Genomic DNA, 16,834 nt, shown 5'->3' on the forward strand with positions numbered 1-16,834 from the left:
AGTACCGTGCTTATCTTCCGGAAATGCTTATTGCTGGCTATCAGCTGTATCACGCTGGGTGCACAGGCCCAGCAGCTCAAAGAAAAAACATCCTTCCAGATCTCCGAACCCTGGCGCGCAGCATATGACGTACGCTCCGACATTGTAATGGTGTACGGCATGAGCGGCGATTTCAACGAAAGGGTAGCAGGCTGGCGCCAGCAGGGTTATAACGTGCAGTTTATGACCGGTGTGGCCTGGGGCAATTACCAGGATTATTTCATGGGGCAGTTTGATGGTAAAACCCATTGGGAAGATGGGCAGGTGCAGTGCAACGGAGATACCATCTGGCACGGGCATAACGTACCTTATGTAGTGCCATCGGTTAATTATCTGAACTATATGAAGTCCATCATTAAAAAGGTGGTGGATGCCGGTATTACCACTATTTACCTGGAGGAGCCTGAGTTCTGGGCCCGCGGTGGTTATGGCAATGCCTTTAAAAAAGAATGGCAGCAGTATTATGGTTTTCCGTGGATGGCGCAGCATGAATCGCCGGAAGCCACCTACTTATCATCCAAGCTCAAATATCACCTGTATTTTAACGCGTTGAAAGAGATCTTTGCCTATGCTAAATCCTATGGGGCCAGCCAGGGCAAAACAGTGAAATGTTTTGTGCCCACGCATTCCCTCATCAACTACGCCTCCTGGCAGATCGTAAGCCCGGAAGCCAGCCTGGCGGCCTTACCCGGCATGGATGGTTATATAGCCCAGGTATGGACCGGCACCTCCCGGGAGCCGGTGTATTATAATGGCGTAAAAAAAGAGCGGGTGTTTGAGAATGCTTTCCTGGAATATGGCACTATGTTATCTATGACCGCGCCTACCGGCCGGCAAATGTATTTCCTGACCGATCCTATTGAAGATGCCCGCCGCACCTGGGATTATTACAAACAGAACTACCAGGCCACTTTTACGGCAGAGATCATGTACCCTACGGTAGATCATTTTGAAGTAATGCCCTGGCCCAACCGTATTTACCTTGGTAAGTTTAAGGTAGAAGGGGAGAGCGAGCCGCAGCCTATTGCGCCTGCCTATGCCACCCAAATGCAGGTAATGGTAAATTCTTTGAACAACCTGCCGGCCTCCACTAACCATGTAAGCGGCAGCAGGGGCATAGGTGTGCTGTTGGGTAACTCCCTGATGTTCCAGCGTTTTCCTACACATGCAGGGTATGAGGATCCGCAGCTGTCTAACTTTTACGGTATGGCTTTGCCGCTTTTGAAAAAGGGCATTCCGGTAGAGATGGTGCACATGGAAAACCTGGCCTATCCTGGTACGTTAAAAGATATTAAGGTATTGGTAATGAGCTATGCGAACATGAAACCCATGTCGGATTCCGTGCACAAATACCTGGCGGCCTGGGTTAAAAAAGGCGGTGTGCTGGTATATTATGGCCGTGATAAAGATCCTTTTCAGCAGGTAAAGGAATGGTGGAACACCAATGGCCTGCATTATGCTGCGCCTTCGGAAGATCTGTTCAAACAGCTGGGCATACAACCCGCAGCCGGTACGGAAAGTTATACCTCCGGCAAAGGCAAAGTGTTCATCATTCGCCAGGATCCTAAAGAGCTGGTGCTGGAACCCGGGCAGGATGGCCATTTCATACAGCTGGTAAAGCAGGCCTATGAGCAGGGTGCCAAAGCCGGGCCGCTGGCTACCAAAAATTATTTTTACCTGGAAAGAGGGCCCTATGACATAGCTGCTGTAATGGATGAAAGCGTAAGCGCGGAACCGCTGCACATCAAAGGCCCGGTGATCGATCTTTTCGATCCCGCATTGCCGGTGCTGGCGGAGAAAGTGGTGCGCCCCGGCGAGCAGGCTTACCTGTACCATGTAAGCCGCGTAAAGGATACCAGACGTCCGCAGGTATTATGCGGCGCCGCCAGGGTGTATGAGGAAAATATGACCGGCCGGACCTATTCTTTTATTGCCCGCAGCCCATCAAATACACAGAATGTAATGCGCATTTTATTACCAGCCGCGCCCAAACAGGCCACTATAGCGCCGGTTGGTGCTGCGGCCCAGACCCTGCCTGCAGAGTGGGATGCCGCTACCCATACCTGCTTGCTGAAGTTTGAGAACAAAAGCGAAGGGGTGAAAGTGGAAGTGGAGTATTAGTTGGCAGTTGGCAGTGTGCAGTTGGCAGTCCGGGAGAAGTATTTAACGTAACAGTAGTATTATAATAAGATCAGCTAATTTATCGAACTATATCCATCAGACTGCCAACTGCCAACTGCACACCGCCAACTGCTAGCAGCTAACTAAAAACCGGCCCCAAACTTGTGGCCGTTATGTAAAAAAGTCTCATGGCTGCCCAAACCATTATAATCAGCTTCAACGGTAAAGAAGAAGACCTGCATGTGGAGCAGGAAACATACAACGGTAAACCTGCATATTACTTACAGGACGGCGACCTGTCCAAACGTTTTGAAGGCCATATTCCGGATAACCTGGTGATCTTTGAAACCGGGGAAGGTGTGCAATGTTCTCCCCGGGTTATTACCCTGGAAGGACGGCATATCCTGGAATCTATCTGGAATGGCATAAGAAAACAGGGTTCAGATACTCCCCAGCCCTATGGCCCGGGATTGGGATGAAAATAGTTGGCAGTCTGCAGTGGGCAGTTGGCAGTCTGGTGATAATTGTTCAATAAATACTGATAAGTTGGTTAGCTAATATTAGTTCATCCACTTTCCCAGACTGCCAACTGCTAACTAGCAACTGCCAACTATTTTTTCACCACTTCCGCTACCGCAGTTACATCATGCTCTCCAAATCCTGCAGCCACCGCCTGCTCTAGTAGCCCCTGCACTGTTTTGCCTACCGGCATATTGCTACCTGTAGCTACCGACTGCTGTAATACCAGGTTGGCATCTTTCAGGGCCAGCTTTAAACCAAAACCTGCGGGTAAATAATTCTCCTTTAACAATGCTGCGCTATAGTTAATATAAACCGGCGCGCCGAAAATAGTTTGTGTAAGCATGTTCATCCACATCGCAGCATCAATGCCGCTTTGTTTGGCCAGATGAATACCTTCTGCCATGGCTGCTACGCCGGAAAGTATCAGGTAGTTGCTGCACAGCTTAGCCGCCGGTGCGCCGGTCACCTCTTCCCCAAATTCCCATATAGCTGTGCCGCCGGCATCAGATAATAAGGGTTTAATACGGTCAACCTCTTCAGCGTTGCCGGATACCAGCATGTTCAGCTTGCGGGCCCTGGCTGCTTCCGGCCGGCCCAGTATAGGTGAGGAAATGTAGTAGTTGTGGTGCTGATGGTGTAACGCCTCCAGCGCAGTGGCCGTAGCCGGTAAAATAGTGCTCATGGAAATGTGTACGCCACCGCGCTTCAGGTGGGCTGCAATACCATCCGGCCCTTCCGTAATATTTTTGAGCGCTGCATCATCCGACACAATGCTGAATACCACATCGCACATAGTGGCCAGCTCTTTTACAGATTCGCACAGTATAGCGCCTTTATCTACCAGCGGCTGTGCTTTGGTAGCGGTGCGGTTATACACATACAGCTGGTGCGTTCCAAGTAAATTTTCCGCGATGGGAGTTCCTAAATTGCCGAGTCCAATAAATCCTATTTGCATGTCTTTATATTTTTGAGGGTAATATTACGCAATGCGTTGTAAAGGTGGCAACAAAAAGGGGAGGAGGGGGTTAAAAAAAGAAATGCTGACAGCATTTGGAAAAAGTGCTGGCAGCAAACAAACATACACATGTAGGCAGATTATGGATTCAATTTATCCAGTATCTCCTGCCAGATGAGGCGTGCGATCTGCTCGCTTTCCACAGTCTTTAAGCGGTCATCAAATTTAATATGTCCATTGGACCTGAATTCCAGCCGTTCCGGGATGATGTTATCTAATTGTCCTTCATCTGCACCCGGCTCCACACGGTAGGTAACTTCTTCCTCCTGGTGATCAATGGAAATAAATAACTGATAAGGCTTATCGTTTAGTACGATAGTTATGATATGCTTTTCCATATAAAAAGTGCTACAAGGTGCGTGCCATTTAAGCATAAAGCGCAAAGCAGAAAGCTGGAAGCTGCTTGCCATTTGTTGCTTTAAGCTTTCCCCTTTTTACGAATTTTCGTATCTTCCCAAAGCATACAGCAAAACGTAAACAGCTTTATGCTTTACGCTTTCTGCTTTCAGCTCAATCAAAACTTATGAAGGAAGCCATAGTACCACCGGTGGCGGCCTTGAACCAGGCGCCCGCGCAGCCGGAATGGTGGCAACAGTTCCGGGAGGGTAACCGCGATGCTTTCGCCCTGATCTATCACACCTATGTAGATGACCTGTACAGTTATGGCCTGCATTTCTGCGGAGATGCGGAAAAAGTAAAGGACTGCCTGCAGGAGCTGTTCCAGGATCTGTGGCACAGCCGCCGGCAGCTGGCGGAAACGGTGGTACATATACGTTATTACCTGCTTACCGCATTCCGCCGCCACCTGTTACGCAGCCTGCAGAAAGACCGGCGCTGGCGTAAAACAGACGATACCATTCCCTTTGATTTTGAATGTATTCCGCCCCGGGAACACCACATTATCCAGGACGAGATCCGCAAGGAACAATTGCAGCAGCTGCACTCCGCCCTGGCCACTTTAACCCGCCGCCAGCGGGAAGCTATTTACCTGCGCTTTTTCCAGAACCTCTCTTACCAGGAGGTAGCCGATATGATGGGTATGAAGGTAGATTCCGTATACAACCTTATCTCCAAAGCCATAGGGCTGTTAAAGGAAATACTGGCCCTGCCGGTGCTGCTTTTACTGGTGAACAGAGGTGCTTAAACCACTGTTCATATTCGCACATGGCCTGTGTCAAAACCGGACATACCGGTAGCGTAGAATGATTGATTATCAGCGTAGTTATGAAATGGCATTGTATTGGAAAACCAGCATTGATCAATTTGCCTTCCCATGTTCAGAAGTTATCTACTCTCCACTATCAGGATCATGCAGCGTAATCTCAGTTATGTATTGTTGAATGTATTTGGCCTTACCATTAGTGTGGCCTCCTGCCTGATGATCTTTTTGATCGTACGGAATGAGCTGGGGTACGATAGCTTCCATCACAAAGCCAGCCGCACTTACCGCGTTACTATGCATGCGCTGGATTATAACCCCAGCGTATCTATGGCTATAGCGCCCGCATTACGCAATGATTTTCCTGAGCTGGAAAATGTATCGCAGGTGTGGTACCGCAACAATGGCATGGTAAAAATAGGACAACAGCGTTTCCCTGCAGATGGTTTCCTGTTTGCAGACGGGCAGTTCACCGGCATTTTTGATTACCAGTGGCTGCAGGGCAATCCCCGCACCGCTTTATCAGAACCCAATACCATAGTGCTTACGGAAAGCATAGCCAGGAAATATTTTGGAGGTAAGGATCCCATGGGGCAGCTCCTGAACCTGGATAACCGCCTGGACCTGAAGGTTACCGGTTTAATTAAAGACGTGCCGGGAAATACGCATTTGCCTTTCGGGTTCCTGGTATCTTTTGAAAGCATCCGCAAAGACCTTGAAAAGGGTAGTGCTATGCGCGAGTTCTATGCCATTATGGGAGGCAACACCTATATTGTATTACCGGAACATTACCCGGTGGCAAAGCTGGAAAGCAGGCTGCCCGGTTTTATTACAAAGAACTGGGGTGCGGATATTGCCAAAGAAGCTACCCTGCCTTTACAGCCCCTGCGCGATATTCACTTTGATCAGCGTTATCTGAATAATAGCGTTAGTCCTACCACTTCCCGCAGCACTTACTGGGCATTAGCTATTGTGGCATTGTTTATTATTATTACCGCCTGCATCAACTTTATTAACCTGGCCACGGCGCAGGCTACACGCCGCGCTAAGGAAGTAGGAGTGCGCAAAGTGCTGGGCGCTAACAGGCCGCAGCTCATTCGCCAGTTCCTGGGAGAAACGGCTTTCCTGGTGGTTATTTCCCTGCTGCTGGGCATTATCATTGCTTACCTGTTTATGCCGCAGGCCGTTAACTGGCTGGATATTAAGCTGGATCATACGCAGATCTTCCAGCCCGTTATACTGTGTTTAGTGCTGGTATTAGGGCTGCTGATCGTTCTGCTGGCAGGGTTATACCCAGCCTTTATACAATCGGCCTTTAAACCGGTGCTGTCTTTGAAAAGCAGTACCGGTAACAACTTCCGGGGATTAACCTTGCGTAAGAGCTTAGTGTTTGTGCAGTTTGCCGCCTCGCAGATCCTGATCGTAGGCACTTTAATAGTGGCCCGGCAAATGGATTTCTTCAAAAACCAGGACCTGGGTTTTAACAAGGAAGCCGTGATCACCTTTGATCTGCCAGATGAATCCAAACAGCAGATAATAGCGCAGCAGCTGGCCAATGATCCCGGTATAAAAGATCTCAGCTTTTCTTCCGGTGCGCCCTCGTACAACAGCAGCTTTGCGCCTTTCCGTGCGCCAGCGATAGGATTAACCAAAGATGATGTAACGGAGATCAAGTTCATTGATGAACATTACACCGACATGTTTGGCCTGCGCATGCTGGCCGGTAACAAGATCGTTAAGCAGCATGAAAATGATACCACCCACCAGCTGGTGATCAATGAAACGCTCATGCACAAGCTGGGTATTCAAAACCCGCAGGATGCCATTGGTAAGGGTTTCATTGCATCCGGCGAACCGGTTACCATTACCGGCGTTATGCAGGACTTCCAGAGTGAATCCAAGCATAAAAAGAGAAGGCCCTGCATCCTGTTATACCGTGCCGACCGTTTCTTCAGCGCCAGCGTAAAATTGCAGCCGCAGCACATGCGGGAAACCATTGCCCGTATTGAAAAAGTATGGACTGGTCTTTTCCCGGACGACCTGTTCGACTATGAATTTATAGATGATCATATTGCACAGTTCTATAAGCAGGAGCAGAAAGTGTACACCGCTTTCCGGCTGTTCTCTATCCTGGCTATTTTAATAGGCTGTTTAGGACTATATGGACTGGTTGCTTTTTCCGCCGTACAACGTACCCGCGAAGTGGGTATCCGTAAAGTATTGGGCGCCTCCATATTTAATATTGTTGGCCTCTTTGCGAAAGAATTTATGTTGCTGATAGCTATTGCCTTCCTGGTAGCTGCACCGGTAGCCTATTACATGATGCATGCCTGGCTGGAGAATTTTGCTTACCACATCGGCATTAACGCCGCTATTTTCCTGGCCGCGCTGGCAGTATCTTTTATTATTGCCGGGAGTACTATTGCGTATCAGTCAGTAAAGGCTGCGGTGGCCAATCCGTTGAAGAATTTGAGGACGGAGTAGGGGATAGGTCAAAAAGATAACGGGGTTCTGCCGGTATGCCGCAAGCGTACAATACGGATTTCATGTGGCATGATCCGGTATGTTATCCTGTAATGGTACTTTTCAAAACGCGCCAGGTACCATCATTGGGTGCTTTATATTTATCAGGGGGATATTTTTGGGGATGTTTGGGCAGATCTATGGTTATCTCGATGATTTCATCCCGCACTTTAGCAGCATTCTGGGGTGAATCCTGCAATATATATTCATAAGCTTTTTTCAGTTCCGCTATAGCCTGTTTACTCCAGACGGTTACCATTTATCTGCTTCCTTTTTTAGATCGGTTGCGGTAATAAAACCTCCTTTTTCAATTTCATCATTACCAGCTTCCAGATCTTGATTATATTCTGCGACGGTTTGCGGTTTTTCAGATGTATGATAACCTATATTCATGAGTTTCAGCGTGCGGATCAACCATTCCTTTTTAGAAGTATCCTGGATGTTGTCAAAATCAATTATAAGTTCCATGAGTATGGCTTTTTAAATAGCTTTTCTGTCAAGTCTTATTTTCAATATACTTATTCTAAATATCTCTACAAGTTAAACTTTTCTGCAGGAATAACCCGGGGTACCTAAAGAGTTATGAATCAACTGTGTTGGTTGGTAAGTTGTTGTTTATGAATAATTTGTATCATGTATAATGAAATGCCTGGTTCCATTTAATCCATCTCGTGCACTCATTACTTTGCAATATCCCAACTTTCCAGGCGCACTCCCGCATTGCTTGCAGGTTCCAAACAAAGGACCTTGCCCGGCGTCACCGGCTTGATAATGCCCCATCACCTAACTAAACCCTAAATGACAACCCAACGCCCCATAGCCCTCCAAACAGGCGGGCGCAGTCCGTGTTTGGACCTGCAGGCATGTAAAACCAAACCCAGGCCTGCAAACATACGTACCCAGGCATCTCCGGTAACCTAAATTAAGATCAACCAGTCCCCCCAAAAAAAACTTTTCAAAAAACTTTCCCAAAACCGATGAGATTTCTCCAACACACGTCTCTTTAATAAAAACAACACCCTTTGACGGAAAAAGCCTACCACTTATATACTACCAGGGACTTTATACTGGATGAGGATTTTCAGCAATGGGTGCTGCATCCCGATGTGAAAAACACTTACTATTGGGAAACCTGGCTGCGCGGGCACCCGGAAAAGCGCGCTACCATTGAAGCTGCCATTACCCTGGTACGCAGCATCCGGTTTAAGGAATATACGCTTACAGAACAGGAAAAAGGCCAGCTATGGGACAATATCTGGGAACATCAAACAAACGAAGAAGAGCTGCCCGTTACAAGAAAACACTGGTGGGCCAGCTGGAAATATGCAGCCGCCATTATATTAATAGCCGCCACGTCATTATGGCTGATACAGCAACGGTCTTTTAAGCCGGTAACGTATAGTGTATATACGCATTTAGGAGAAGTAAAACGCGCCTGGCTGCCGGATAGCTCTTTGGTAATATTAAACGCAGGCTCCCGTCTGCTGTACACGGGAAAAGCAGATCAGCGGGAAGTATGGCTGGATGGAGAAGCTTACTTCCATGTAAGGCATAACAACCAGCGTTTCATAGTACATACATACGACAAACTATCAGTAGAAGTATTAGGCACGCAGTTCAACGTCAATAGCTTTGGTAATAAGATTATGGTAGTACTGCAGCAGGGGCAGGTAAAGCTGAATGTACCAGCCACTCATGCTCCTGAAACGCAGCTGTACCTGCAGCCCGGTGAAATGCTAAGCTATAATAAGCTGGATGGCAGCTATGCAAAAAGCAATGCACCGGTAAGCCGCCTCCTGGCCTGGACCAGCAGCCGCGTGGAAATGGAGAACTATACCTTATCAGATGCCGCAGCCTTTATGCAGCAGGTATTCGGCAAACGCCTGATCATGGCCGATTCACAGCTGCTGCGCTACCAGGTATCCGGCTCTATGCCAGTGATCTATAATGCCGATACCATGATGACACAATTCGCAAAAGTTTTCAACGTAAAATTCAACCAAAAGGAAGAGTATATCTATATACGGAAGGGAAGTAACCGGGGTCACTAACACACAAAAAAAAGTACACATGCAAAAATGTTTACGTGTGCTGCCAATGCACATATTGGCGCTCGCATGGCTATGCCCTGCACTTTACGCGCAGGATCTGACAGCCGTTGCTGCAGGTCCGGCGGGCACTCCAAGGGAAGCAGCTTACCAGCTGGAAGAGCTTACCCTCAAAAATGTATTCCGGCAAACAGAAAACCGCTTCGGCATTTCCATCGCCTATAAAAGCGACCTGGTAAAAAGCCGCAAGGTAAAACTGGACCTTACCCTGTATCACTCGCCGGAAGAGATCCTGCAAAAAGCGCTTAGCCCCTTTAACCTGTCATTTGAAAAAGTGCGCGACCGCTTTTACCTGGTCACAGAAAAGAAAGCAGCAGAGCAGCTGGAAACACCCGCTGTGCCTGTGCTGCAGCAACAGCAGCGCCCTATCCATGGCAGGGTAACGGATAAGAAAGGCGCACCCTTACCAGGGGTAACTATAAAGGTAAAGGGTACACGAAACGGCGCGCTTACCGATGCAGAAGGTAACTACACCCTGAATATTGACGGCAGCGGCAGCGAAGTGCTGGAAGTATCCTACGTAGGCTATGAAAGCCGGGAAATACCCGTAGGCAGCCAGTCGGCCCTGGATGTAACCCTGCAGGAAAATACCAGCTCACTCAATGAGGTAGTGGTAACCGGTTATACCTCCCAGCGTAAAAAAGACCTTACCGGCGCCGTTACCATCGTTAAGGTGGCAGACATGAACAAGCAGCCCACCGCGCAGGTAGAGAACCAGCTGCAGGGGCAGGCCTCCGGCGTAACGGTCATCGGTTCCGGGCAGCCCGGTGCCGCGCCCATGGTACGGATCCGCGGGGTAAACACGTTTGGTAATAACACGCCCTTATATGTGGTAGATGGCGTACCCACGCAGAACATCAGTGACCTGAACCCCAATGATGTAGCCACCATGCAGGTGTTAAAAGATGCCGGCGCTGCATCCATTTACGGATCCCGTGCATCCAATGGCGTTATCATCATCACCACTAAAAGAGGCAGCGGTAAGGTAAAAGTGCAGTACGATGCATATTATGGCCGCCAGTATCCTAAAGGCGGTAACGTGTGGCATGCGCTGAACCCACAGGAAATGGCTAACCTGCGCTGGATGGCGTATAAGAACTCCGGCATTGCCAATCCGTCGGATACGCTGTATGGCAGCGGCCCCACACCGGTGCTGCCGGATTACCTGCTGCCCGTAGGGCTCAAAGAAGGCGACCCCCGTACCGATCCTTCCCTGTATTATGTAAATCCCAATTATACAGACCAGGATGATTTCAATAATTTTTACCGCATCACCAAAGCCAATAAAGCAGGTACGGATTGGTATCACGAAGTATTTAAACCCGCGCCCATTACCAGCCATAACCTGTCTGTAAGCGGTGGTGGCGACCGTGGTAACTACCTGTTCTCGCTCAACTATTTTAACCAGGAAGGTACCTTAATGAACACCTACCTGAAACGTTACACCCTGCGCTCCAACAGCCAGTTCAATATTACAGATCATATAAGGGTAGGGGAAAATATATCCGTCTCCGTTACAGATAACCCCAGCATAGAATCACTGACCAGTGAAAATGCAGTATCCATGAGCTACCGCCAGCAGCCCATTATACCTGTATATGATATTATGGGCAACTTTGCAGGTTCCTATGGACTGGGTTTGGGCGATGCGGCTAATCCTGTAGCGCAGCAGTACCGCACCCGTACCAATAAAGGGCAAAGCAATCGCGTGTTCGGCAATGTGTATGCGGAGGTAGACCTGTTCAAATACTTTACCGTACGCACCAGCTTTGGCGGTGAGGTGTATTCAAGCTGGGATCATACCTTCACCTATCCCCAGTATGAGAACAGGGAGAATGCTTCCCTGAACTCTTACAGTGAAAATTCAGGCAACGGTCATAACTGGACCTGGACCAACACCCTGGCCTTCCAGCATACCTTTGCCGGTGCGCACGACCTAAAACTGCTGGTAGGTACAGAAGCCTATGATGAACGCGGCAGAACGCTGAACGGCACCACGCAGGATTTCTTTACGTTTGATCCCAACTACGTGGATAACTCCACCGGCGGTGGCGGGCAAACAGCGGCCAATACCCGTTTCTCCAATGCGCTGGTATCGCTCATCGGCCGCCTGGATTACAGCTACCGCGATAAATACCTGTTAGGCGCTACGCTGCGCCGCGATGGATCGTCCAAGCTGCTTTACAACCGCTATGGCTGGTTCCCGGCTGTAAGCGCCGGCTGGCGTATTTCCCAGGAGCAGTTTATGAAAGGCCTTACCTGGCTCACCGATCTGAAGATCCGTGGCGGCTGGGGCGTAATGGGCAACCAGTTTAACTTGTCTCCCTATAACGCATATACGTTATTTAATGGCAATAAAAATTCATCCTATTACGATCTTACCGGCTCTAACAATAGTATCCTGCAAGGCTTTCAGCCGTACCAGATCGGTAACCCCTATGCCAAATGGGAAAGCGATATCAATACCAACATAGGTATAGACGCCAGCTTGTTCGGCGGTAAGCTGGAAATATCTGCCGACTATTATCAGAAGAACATCAAAGACCTGCTCTATAATCCTGAGCTGCCCGGTACTAACGGCGTAGCGCAGCAGCCATATGCCAACGTAGCCAATATGTCAAACCACGGGATAGATATTACCATTGGCACGCATACCAACATTGCCAAAGAGCTGCAGCTGGATGCAACCATAACCTTTACCACCTATAAAAATAAGATCAAGAAAATAGCAGAAGGCATCAACTATTTTGATGAGGATGGCCGCCGTTTTGATGGCAGCACCATCATCCGCAACGCAGCCGGCCACCCGGTTTCCTCTTTCTTTGGATATAAGGTAACAGGTTTCTGGAATGATGATAGCGAGATTGCCGCCGCCGATGCAGAAGCGCAGAAAGCCACCGGTGATCCCAACGCCACCTACCAGACAGACGCCAGTTTGGGCCGCTTCCGTTATGCAGATATCAACCATGATGGACAGATCACCGCAGATGACCGCACCTTCCTGGGCGATCCTAACCCGGATGTATCCTACGGCATTAACCTGGGCCTCAAATACAAGGGATTTGATTTCAGCATTTTCCTGTACGGCGTGCAGGGTAACCAGATCTGGAACAACGTAAAATGGTGGACAGACTTTTACTCCTCCTTTGACGGTGCAAAAAGTAAAACCGCCCTGTACGATTCCTGGCGCCCGGATCATAAGAATGCCAAAGCGCCCATCCAGGAAAACGCCGGCTCTTTCAGCACGAACAACGTACCCAACTCTTATTTCGTGGATAACGGCGCTTACCTGCGCGCCAAGAACATACAGCTGGGATATACGCTGCCGGCCGGTATGCTGAACCGCGTGCATGTGGATAGGTTGCGGGTGTACATTCAGGCCGCCAACCTGTTCACCATCACCAAATACAAAGGCATTGATCCTGAAATTGGCGGCTCTGGTGTAACGGACTTTGGTATTGACGAAGGGGCCTATCCCAGTCAGCGTGAGTTCCTGGTAGGTGTGAATCTCTCTTTCTAAACCATTAAAAAGTAAGTGATGCAAAACATACGTTTAATAGGTAGTATATCATTGCTGGCAGCCGCCTTGCTGTCACAGTCCTGCAGCAAAAGCTTCCTGGACCGTGCGCCGCTGTCGGCCTTAGATGAAAATGCCCTTACCACTAAAAAGGGTGTGAACACTTTGCTCATTGGCGCCTATGGTGCGCTGGACGGGCAGGATTATAAAGATGGAGATATGGTGAACCTTTCCGGCGGCAGCGGTTATGCCGTATCGCCGGATAACTGGATCTACGGCAGCGTGTGCGGTGGTGATGCGCATAAAGGCAGCGACCCCTTTGATTCCCCGGCCACCATGGCCATTGCTTCTTTTAAGGGAGATGCCAGCAACAGTTTTTTCAATGATAAATGGCGCGTGGATTATGAAGGCGTAACCCGCTGTAATACCGTGTTACGCATACTGCCGGCTGTAAAAGATATGTCGGAAGATGAGAAAACAGAGGTAGAGGCGGAAGCCCGCTTTTTACGCGCGCATTATTATTCTGATCTGAAGAAGATGTTTAACATGGTGCCCTGGATAGATGAAAAACAAAGTGATTTTAAGATGCCCAATGACCAGGACATATGGCCCGACATTCAAACGGATTTCAAATTTGCCATGGATAACCTGCACGAAACGCAGGAAGAAGCAGGCCGCCCTAATAAATGGGCAGCCGCCGCTTACCTGGCCAAAACCCTGCTGTACCAGCATAAATTTACAGATGCAAAAACCTTGTTCGACCAGATCATTGCACAGGGCATCACCTCCAAGGGAGAACGTTATGCGCTGGTAAATAAGTTCGAAGATAACTTTGACGCAGCTACGGAAAACAATTCCGAATCTGTTTTTGCTATCCAGTATGATGCGAATGACGGCTCCGGCACCACAGCCAATGCCAACCAGGGCGAGATGCTGAACTACCCTTACAACGGGCCTTTCAGCTGCTGCGGTTTTTACCAGCCTTCGCAAGACCTGGTGAACTCCTACATTACAGATGCAGGCGGTTTGCCTTACCTGGATGCCTATAACCAGCATAATGCCAATACTGAAACCGTAGATCCCCGCCTTGACTGGACAGTAGGCCGCCAGGGCATACCTTACCTTGACTGGGGCGTGCACCCCGGTGCAGCCTGGGCCCGCGATCCCGTGGATGCCGGTGTATACTCCGCTAAAAAGAATGTGTACTGGCAGGCTACGCAGGACGATTATTATGATCCCCGCAGCTGGGCCCCTGGTAATGCCATTAACTATAACCTGATCCGTTATGCAGATGTATTGCTGATGGCTGCCGAATGTGAAGCGCAGCTCTCCAATTTTGCCAAGGCAGAAGAGTATGTGAATATGGTACGCAACCGCGCCGCCATACCAGCCGGTTGGGTGTATAAGTATAAGGATAACAACAAACCAATGGGCGGCTTCTCCACCACGCCCGCAGCTAATTACAGCGTAAAGCCTTACCCCGCAGGTACCTTCGCCTCCAAAGGGCAGGCTTATGCCTTAAAGGCTGTTTACTTTGAGCGTAAGCTGGAGCTGGCCATGGAAGGCCACCGCTTTTTTGACCTGGTGCGCTGGGGCCAGGCAGATGTGGCTATTAACGCCTACTTTGCCTTTGAAGGCACTATTACTACAGATGTAAGAGGCGCACATTTCACTAAGAATGTAAACGAGTATTTCCCCATTCCGCAGCGCCAGATAGATCTAAGCCTGAAGAATGGCACCGCAACATTAAAACAGAACCCTGGTTATCATTAAAGGTGTATTATAAGAAAGCAACAAACAGAGGGCGCTTTATCAAAGGCGCCCTCTTTACATTATCATTGTGTTAACCGCATGTATTATCCCCGGATAACGCCTAAATTAATTGCCCTAAACCCGATCCTTGCTCCGTATTTACACAAAACCCTATAACAACCCAAACCCACTATTATATGACACGAGCATTAAAAAGTACGTTACCGCTCTTACTGCTTATTATGGCAGGCTGTAAAAAAAATGACACCCTCTTACCCATTAAAGAAAAAGAAGTAATGGGCGTTGTAAGACCCATGGGCGTTACACCCGTTACCTTTAACTGGGAAACGGTTAACTGGATGCCAACCCCTCCCGGACAATCGCAGATACCGCCACCCTGGTCAGGGCAGGGAAGCCTTACCTCTACCTACGGTATAGATGTAGTGAGCGATCATAAAGCTTCCGACGGATGGGTGCTGCTGTACAACACATTTAATGCCCTGGCGCCTGCACCACTTGTAAACCCTTACTTTATACTGTACAACAGGTACAGGGGTTTAATGCGCATTTATTTTTACACTACCACACAGTTTGTGTATCCCTCTACTTACGTGGTGGATGGGGTGTCGGTGATCTCCAACGCAGGCACCACTTTATTAAACTACCTGGGAAATGAGGTCGTGGATCCCTCAAAAAAGCGCACCTCCTTTACACAGGTTGAGCCGGCGCCAACAGATGGCTCCCAGCCGCTGGCCGCCAACAGATGGTATATGCTGCAGTATGAGATGGCTTACGATCCGCAGATCACCAGCCTTACTTCCGATAACATCCAGATCAGCTGGTTCACTAATTTCAATAGTGTGTCGTCCATTGCACTGGGCGGCTCATTAACAGGTACCATTAAGAGTGCGGTAGGGGCGCCGGGAACTGCGATGAATTCCGCACTGCAAACAACAGGAAAGGTGGTAGGACAGGGAGCGCTGGCCTGGATAGGGAGCGCCGTGCTGCAGAACAACGGCAATACTACCACCGGAACAAATACCATGGGAATAGGTGTCACCGCATTTAAGAATATAGCTAAAGGTCTGGAAAGCGCGCTGTCAGCAGCAAGCGGCAATTTTCCCGGTGCTATCGCAGGCATTTTCAGCGCCATATTCGGCGGTAACAGCGGCTCCCAGGGGGTTAATATGAACATTGATGCAAGTATTAACATGACAGGAACCTTAACAACGGCAGGCTCGTTCCCTTCAAGCCCTACTTCCCTGTATGTGCCGGGTACGCAGATCTTATCAACCGCGCAGAACTATGTTCCGCTAAGCAATGAGCCTTTGGGTGTTTTTAATTTAAGGGCAAGGCCTGTTATCGATATTACAGTATATGAACAGGGCTGGCCGGACTATAATTGGCCGGCAGGCACCAATACATCGATGGTCACTTTTGGCTACCATGCCACTGCACCGGAGAATGATCTTTTTACACCCAATCCCAATGTTATTAAGGATGGTGCTGATGGTGCAGTGATCAATGAGTATACGGAAGAGCCGCTTTTCATACTGTGGGATAGTATTTACACAGCAGGAGGCAACTATGCTAACAATCTGCCAAACATCGAGCTTTCCTCCCGGGCGCAATATGAAGACAAAGGCGCCAGCAGGGTGATTTCCTCCACCGGCGACCTTACAGATTCCAACATTGGTTTTAGCTTTATTTCCACTGGTCTGGCTAAAGACCTGGCCATAACAGGAGAAGGCGGCTGGTCAGCAGGAGATTATTTAACGCATGGCGCAGCCTTAAGGGTAAAAGTAACATTGCATCCAAACTCCGGCGGCACCTACATTACCAACATAAAAACATTTGTGGCAAACGTGAGGATCCACGTAATAAGGCCATTGGGGCAACCCGAAGTTGTTTCCCCCATCCTGGGGCTTAACTAGGCAGTTCCCGATGTATTACGAGCTACCGGTTCTGCAGGCAGGTATTGTCTGCAGAACCCAGGTAGTATTCCCATAATATTCCAGTGATAATGCGTAGGCAATTGCTGCGCAACTGGTATTAAAAGCGTATGATATTGGGGGTAA

At 48.9% G+C, this 16,834-nt stretch carries 12 protein-coding genes; 8 read left to right on the forward strand and 4 right to left on the reverse strand.

The window, feature by feature from the left end:
• Positions 1-6 precede the first annotated feature (6 nt).
• Together BMZ54_RS11225 and BMZ54_RS11230 are read left to right on the forward strand one after the other, a co-directional pair.
• Positions 7-2,160: a Rossmann-fold NAD(P)-binding domain-containing protein gene (locus BMZ54_RS11225; RefSeq protein WP_238386550.1), complete on the forward strand. Its 2,154-nt coding sequence runs from the start codon at positions 7-9 to the stop codon at positions 2,158-2,160.
• A gap of 188 nt (positions 2,161-2,348) precedes the next feature.
• Complete coding sequence (locus tag BMZ54_RS11230) at positions 2,349-2,639, forward strand: hypothetical protein (RefSeq protein WP_089910716.1); 291 nt, start codon at positions 2,349-2,351, stop codon at positions 2,637-2,639.
• A 131-nt stretch (positions 2,640-2,770) separates the two neighbouring features.
• Here BMZ54_RS11230 and BMZ54_RS11235 read toward each other — a convergent pair whose 3' ends face one another.
• The gene (locus tag BMZ54_RS11235; protein ID WP_089910719.1) at positions 2,771-3,637 is read right to left on the reverse strand and encodes an NAD(P)-dependent oxidoreductase; all 867 of its coding nucleotides are present in this window, start codon (positions 3,635-3,637) and stop codon (positions 2,771-2,773) included.
• 140 nt (positions 3,638-3,777) lie between these two features.
• Positions 3,778-4,035 (reverse strand): hypothetical protein, encoded by a 258-nt coding sequence (locus BMZ54_RS11240; protein ID WP_143080972.1) that lies wholly within the window; start codon positions 4,033-4,035, stop codon positions 3,778-3,780.
• A gap of 185 nt (positions 4,036-4,220) precedes the next feature.
• Between BMZ54_RS11240 and BMZ54_RS11245 the strand changes: the two genes are divergently transcribed.
• Positions 4,221-4,841, forward strand: a complete 621-nt coding sequence (locus tag BMZ54_RS11245) for an RNA polymerase sigma factor (RefSeq protein ID WP_089910725.1) — start codon at positions 4,221-4,223, stop codon at positions 4,839-4,841.
• Between the two features lie 129 nt (positions 4,842-4,970).
• Positions 4,971-7,340 (forward strand): ABC transporter permease, encoded by a 2,370-nt coding sequence (locus tag BMZ54_RS11250; protein WP_089910729.1) that lies wholly within the window; start codon positions 4,971-4,973, stop codon positions 7,338-7,340.
• Positions 7,341-7,422: 82 nt separating this feature from the next.
• Here the strand turns inward: BMZ54_RS11250 and BMZ54_RS11255 are convergent, their stop codons facing one another.
• Both BMZ54_RS11255 and BMZ54_RS11260 read right to left on the reverse strand, forming a co-directional pair.
• Positions 7,423-7,638 carry a type II toxin-antitoxin system RelE/ParE family toxin gene (locus BMZ54_RS11255; protein ID WP_089910732.1) on the reverse strand — a complete coding sequence of 72 codons (216 nt, stop codon included), beginning with the start codon at positions 7,636-7,638 and terminating at the stop codon, positions 7,423-7,425.
• Positions 7,632-7,847, reverse strand: a complete 216-nt coding sequence (locus BMZ54_RS11260; protein ID WP_089910735.1) for a hypothetical protein — start codon at positions 7,845-7,847, stop codon at positions 7,632-7,634. The genes BMZ54_RS11255 and BMZ54_RS11260 overlap by 7 nt, the downstream gene beginning before the upstream one ends.
• Before the next feature lie 554 nt (positions 7,848-8,401).
• On the opposite strand from BMZ54_RS11260, the gene BMZ54_RS11265 reads away from it, so the two are divergent.
• The 4 genes from BMZ54_RS11265 to BMZ54_RS11280 all read left to right on the forward strand — a co-directional run bounded on the left by BMZ54_RS11265 (position 8,402) and on the right by BMZ54_RS11280 (position 16,690).
• On the forward strand, positions 8,402-9,430 hold the full coding sequence (locus BMZ54_RS11265) for a FecR family protein (protein ID WP_089910738.1): 1,029 nt from the start codon (positions 8,402-8,404) through the stop codon (positions 9,428-9,430).
• A gap of 19 nt (positions 9,431-9,449) precedes the next feature.
• Positions 9,450-13,007 carry a SusC/RagA family TonB-linked outer membrane protein gene (locus BMZ54_RS11270; protein WP_089910741.1) on the forward strand — a complete coding sequence of 1,186 codons (3,558 nt, stop codon included), beginning with the start codon at positions 9,450-9,452 and terminating at the stop codon, positions 13,005-13,007.
• A gap of 18 nt (positions 13,008-13,025) precedes the next feature.
• A complete protein-coding gene (locus BMZ54_RS11275; protein WP_089910744.1) occupies positions 13,026-14,777 on the forward strand; it encodes a RagB/SusD family nutrient uptake outer membrane protein in 1,752 nt (583 codons plus the stop codon).
• Positions 14,778-14,953: 176 nt separating this feature from the next.
• The gene (locus BMZ54_RS11280; protein ID WP_143080973.1) at positions 14,954-16,690 is read left to right on the forward strand and encodes a hypothetical protein; all 1,737 of its coding nucleotides are present in this window, start codon (positions 14,954-14,956) and stop codon (positions 16,688-16,690) included.
• The last annotated feature ends 144 nt before the right edge of the window (positions 16,691-16,834 follow it).

The sequence above is a fragment of the Chitinophaga rupis genome, assembly GCF_900109685.1.
Lineage (GTDB): Bacteria > Bacteroidota > Bacteroidia > Chitinophagales > Chitinophagaceae > Chitinophaga > Chitinophaga rupis.

Coding starts and splice junctions, on each gene's coding strand:
- BMZ54_RS11230 (WP_089910716.1), top strand. CDS start 2,349: ATGGCTGCCCAAACCATTATAATCAGCTTCAACGGTAAAGAAGAAGAC.
- BMZ54_RS11235 (WP_089910719.1), bottom strand. CDS start 3,637: ATGCAAATAGGATTTATTGGACTCGGCAATTTAGGAACTCCCATCGCG.
- BMZ54_RS11240 (WP_143080972.1), bottom strand. CDS start 4,035: ATGGAAAAGCATATCATAACTATCGTACTAAACGATAAGCCTTATCAG.
- BMZ54_RS11245 (WP_089910725.1), top strand. CDS start 4,221: ATGAAGGAAGCCATAGTACCACCGGTGGCGGCCTTGAACCAGGCGCCC.
- BMZ54_RS11250 (WP_089910729.1), top strand. CDS start 4,971: ATGTTCAGAAGTTATCTACTCTCCACTATCAGGATCATGCAGCGTAAT.
- BMZ54_RS11255 (WP_089910732.1), bottom strand. CDS start 7,638: ATGGTAACCGTCTGGAGTAAACAGGCTATAGCGGAACTGAAAAAAGCT.
- BMZ54_RS11260 (WP_089910735.1), bottom strand. CDS start 7,847: ATGGAACTTATAATTGATTTTGACAACATCCAGGATACTTCTAAAAAG.
- BMZ54_RS11270 (WP_089910741.1), top strand. CDS start 9,450: ATGCAAAAATGTTTACGTGTGCTGCCAATGCACATATTGGCGCTCGCA.
- BMZ54_RS11275 (WP_089910744.1), top strand. CDS start 13,026: ATGCAAAACATACGTTTAATAGGTAGTATATCATTGCTGGCAGCCGCC.
- BMZ54_RS11280 (WP_143080973.1), top strand. CDS start 14,954: ATGACACGAGCATTAAAAAGTACGTTACCGCTCTTACTGCTTATTATG.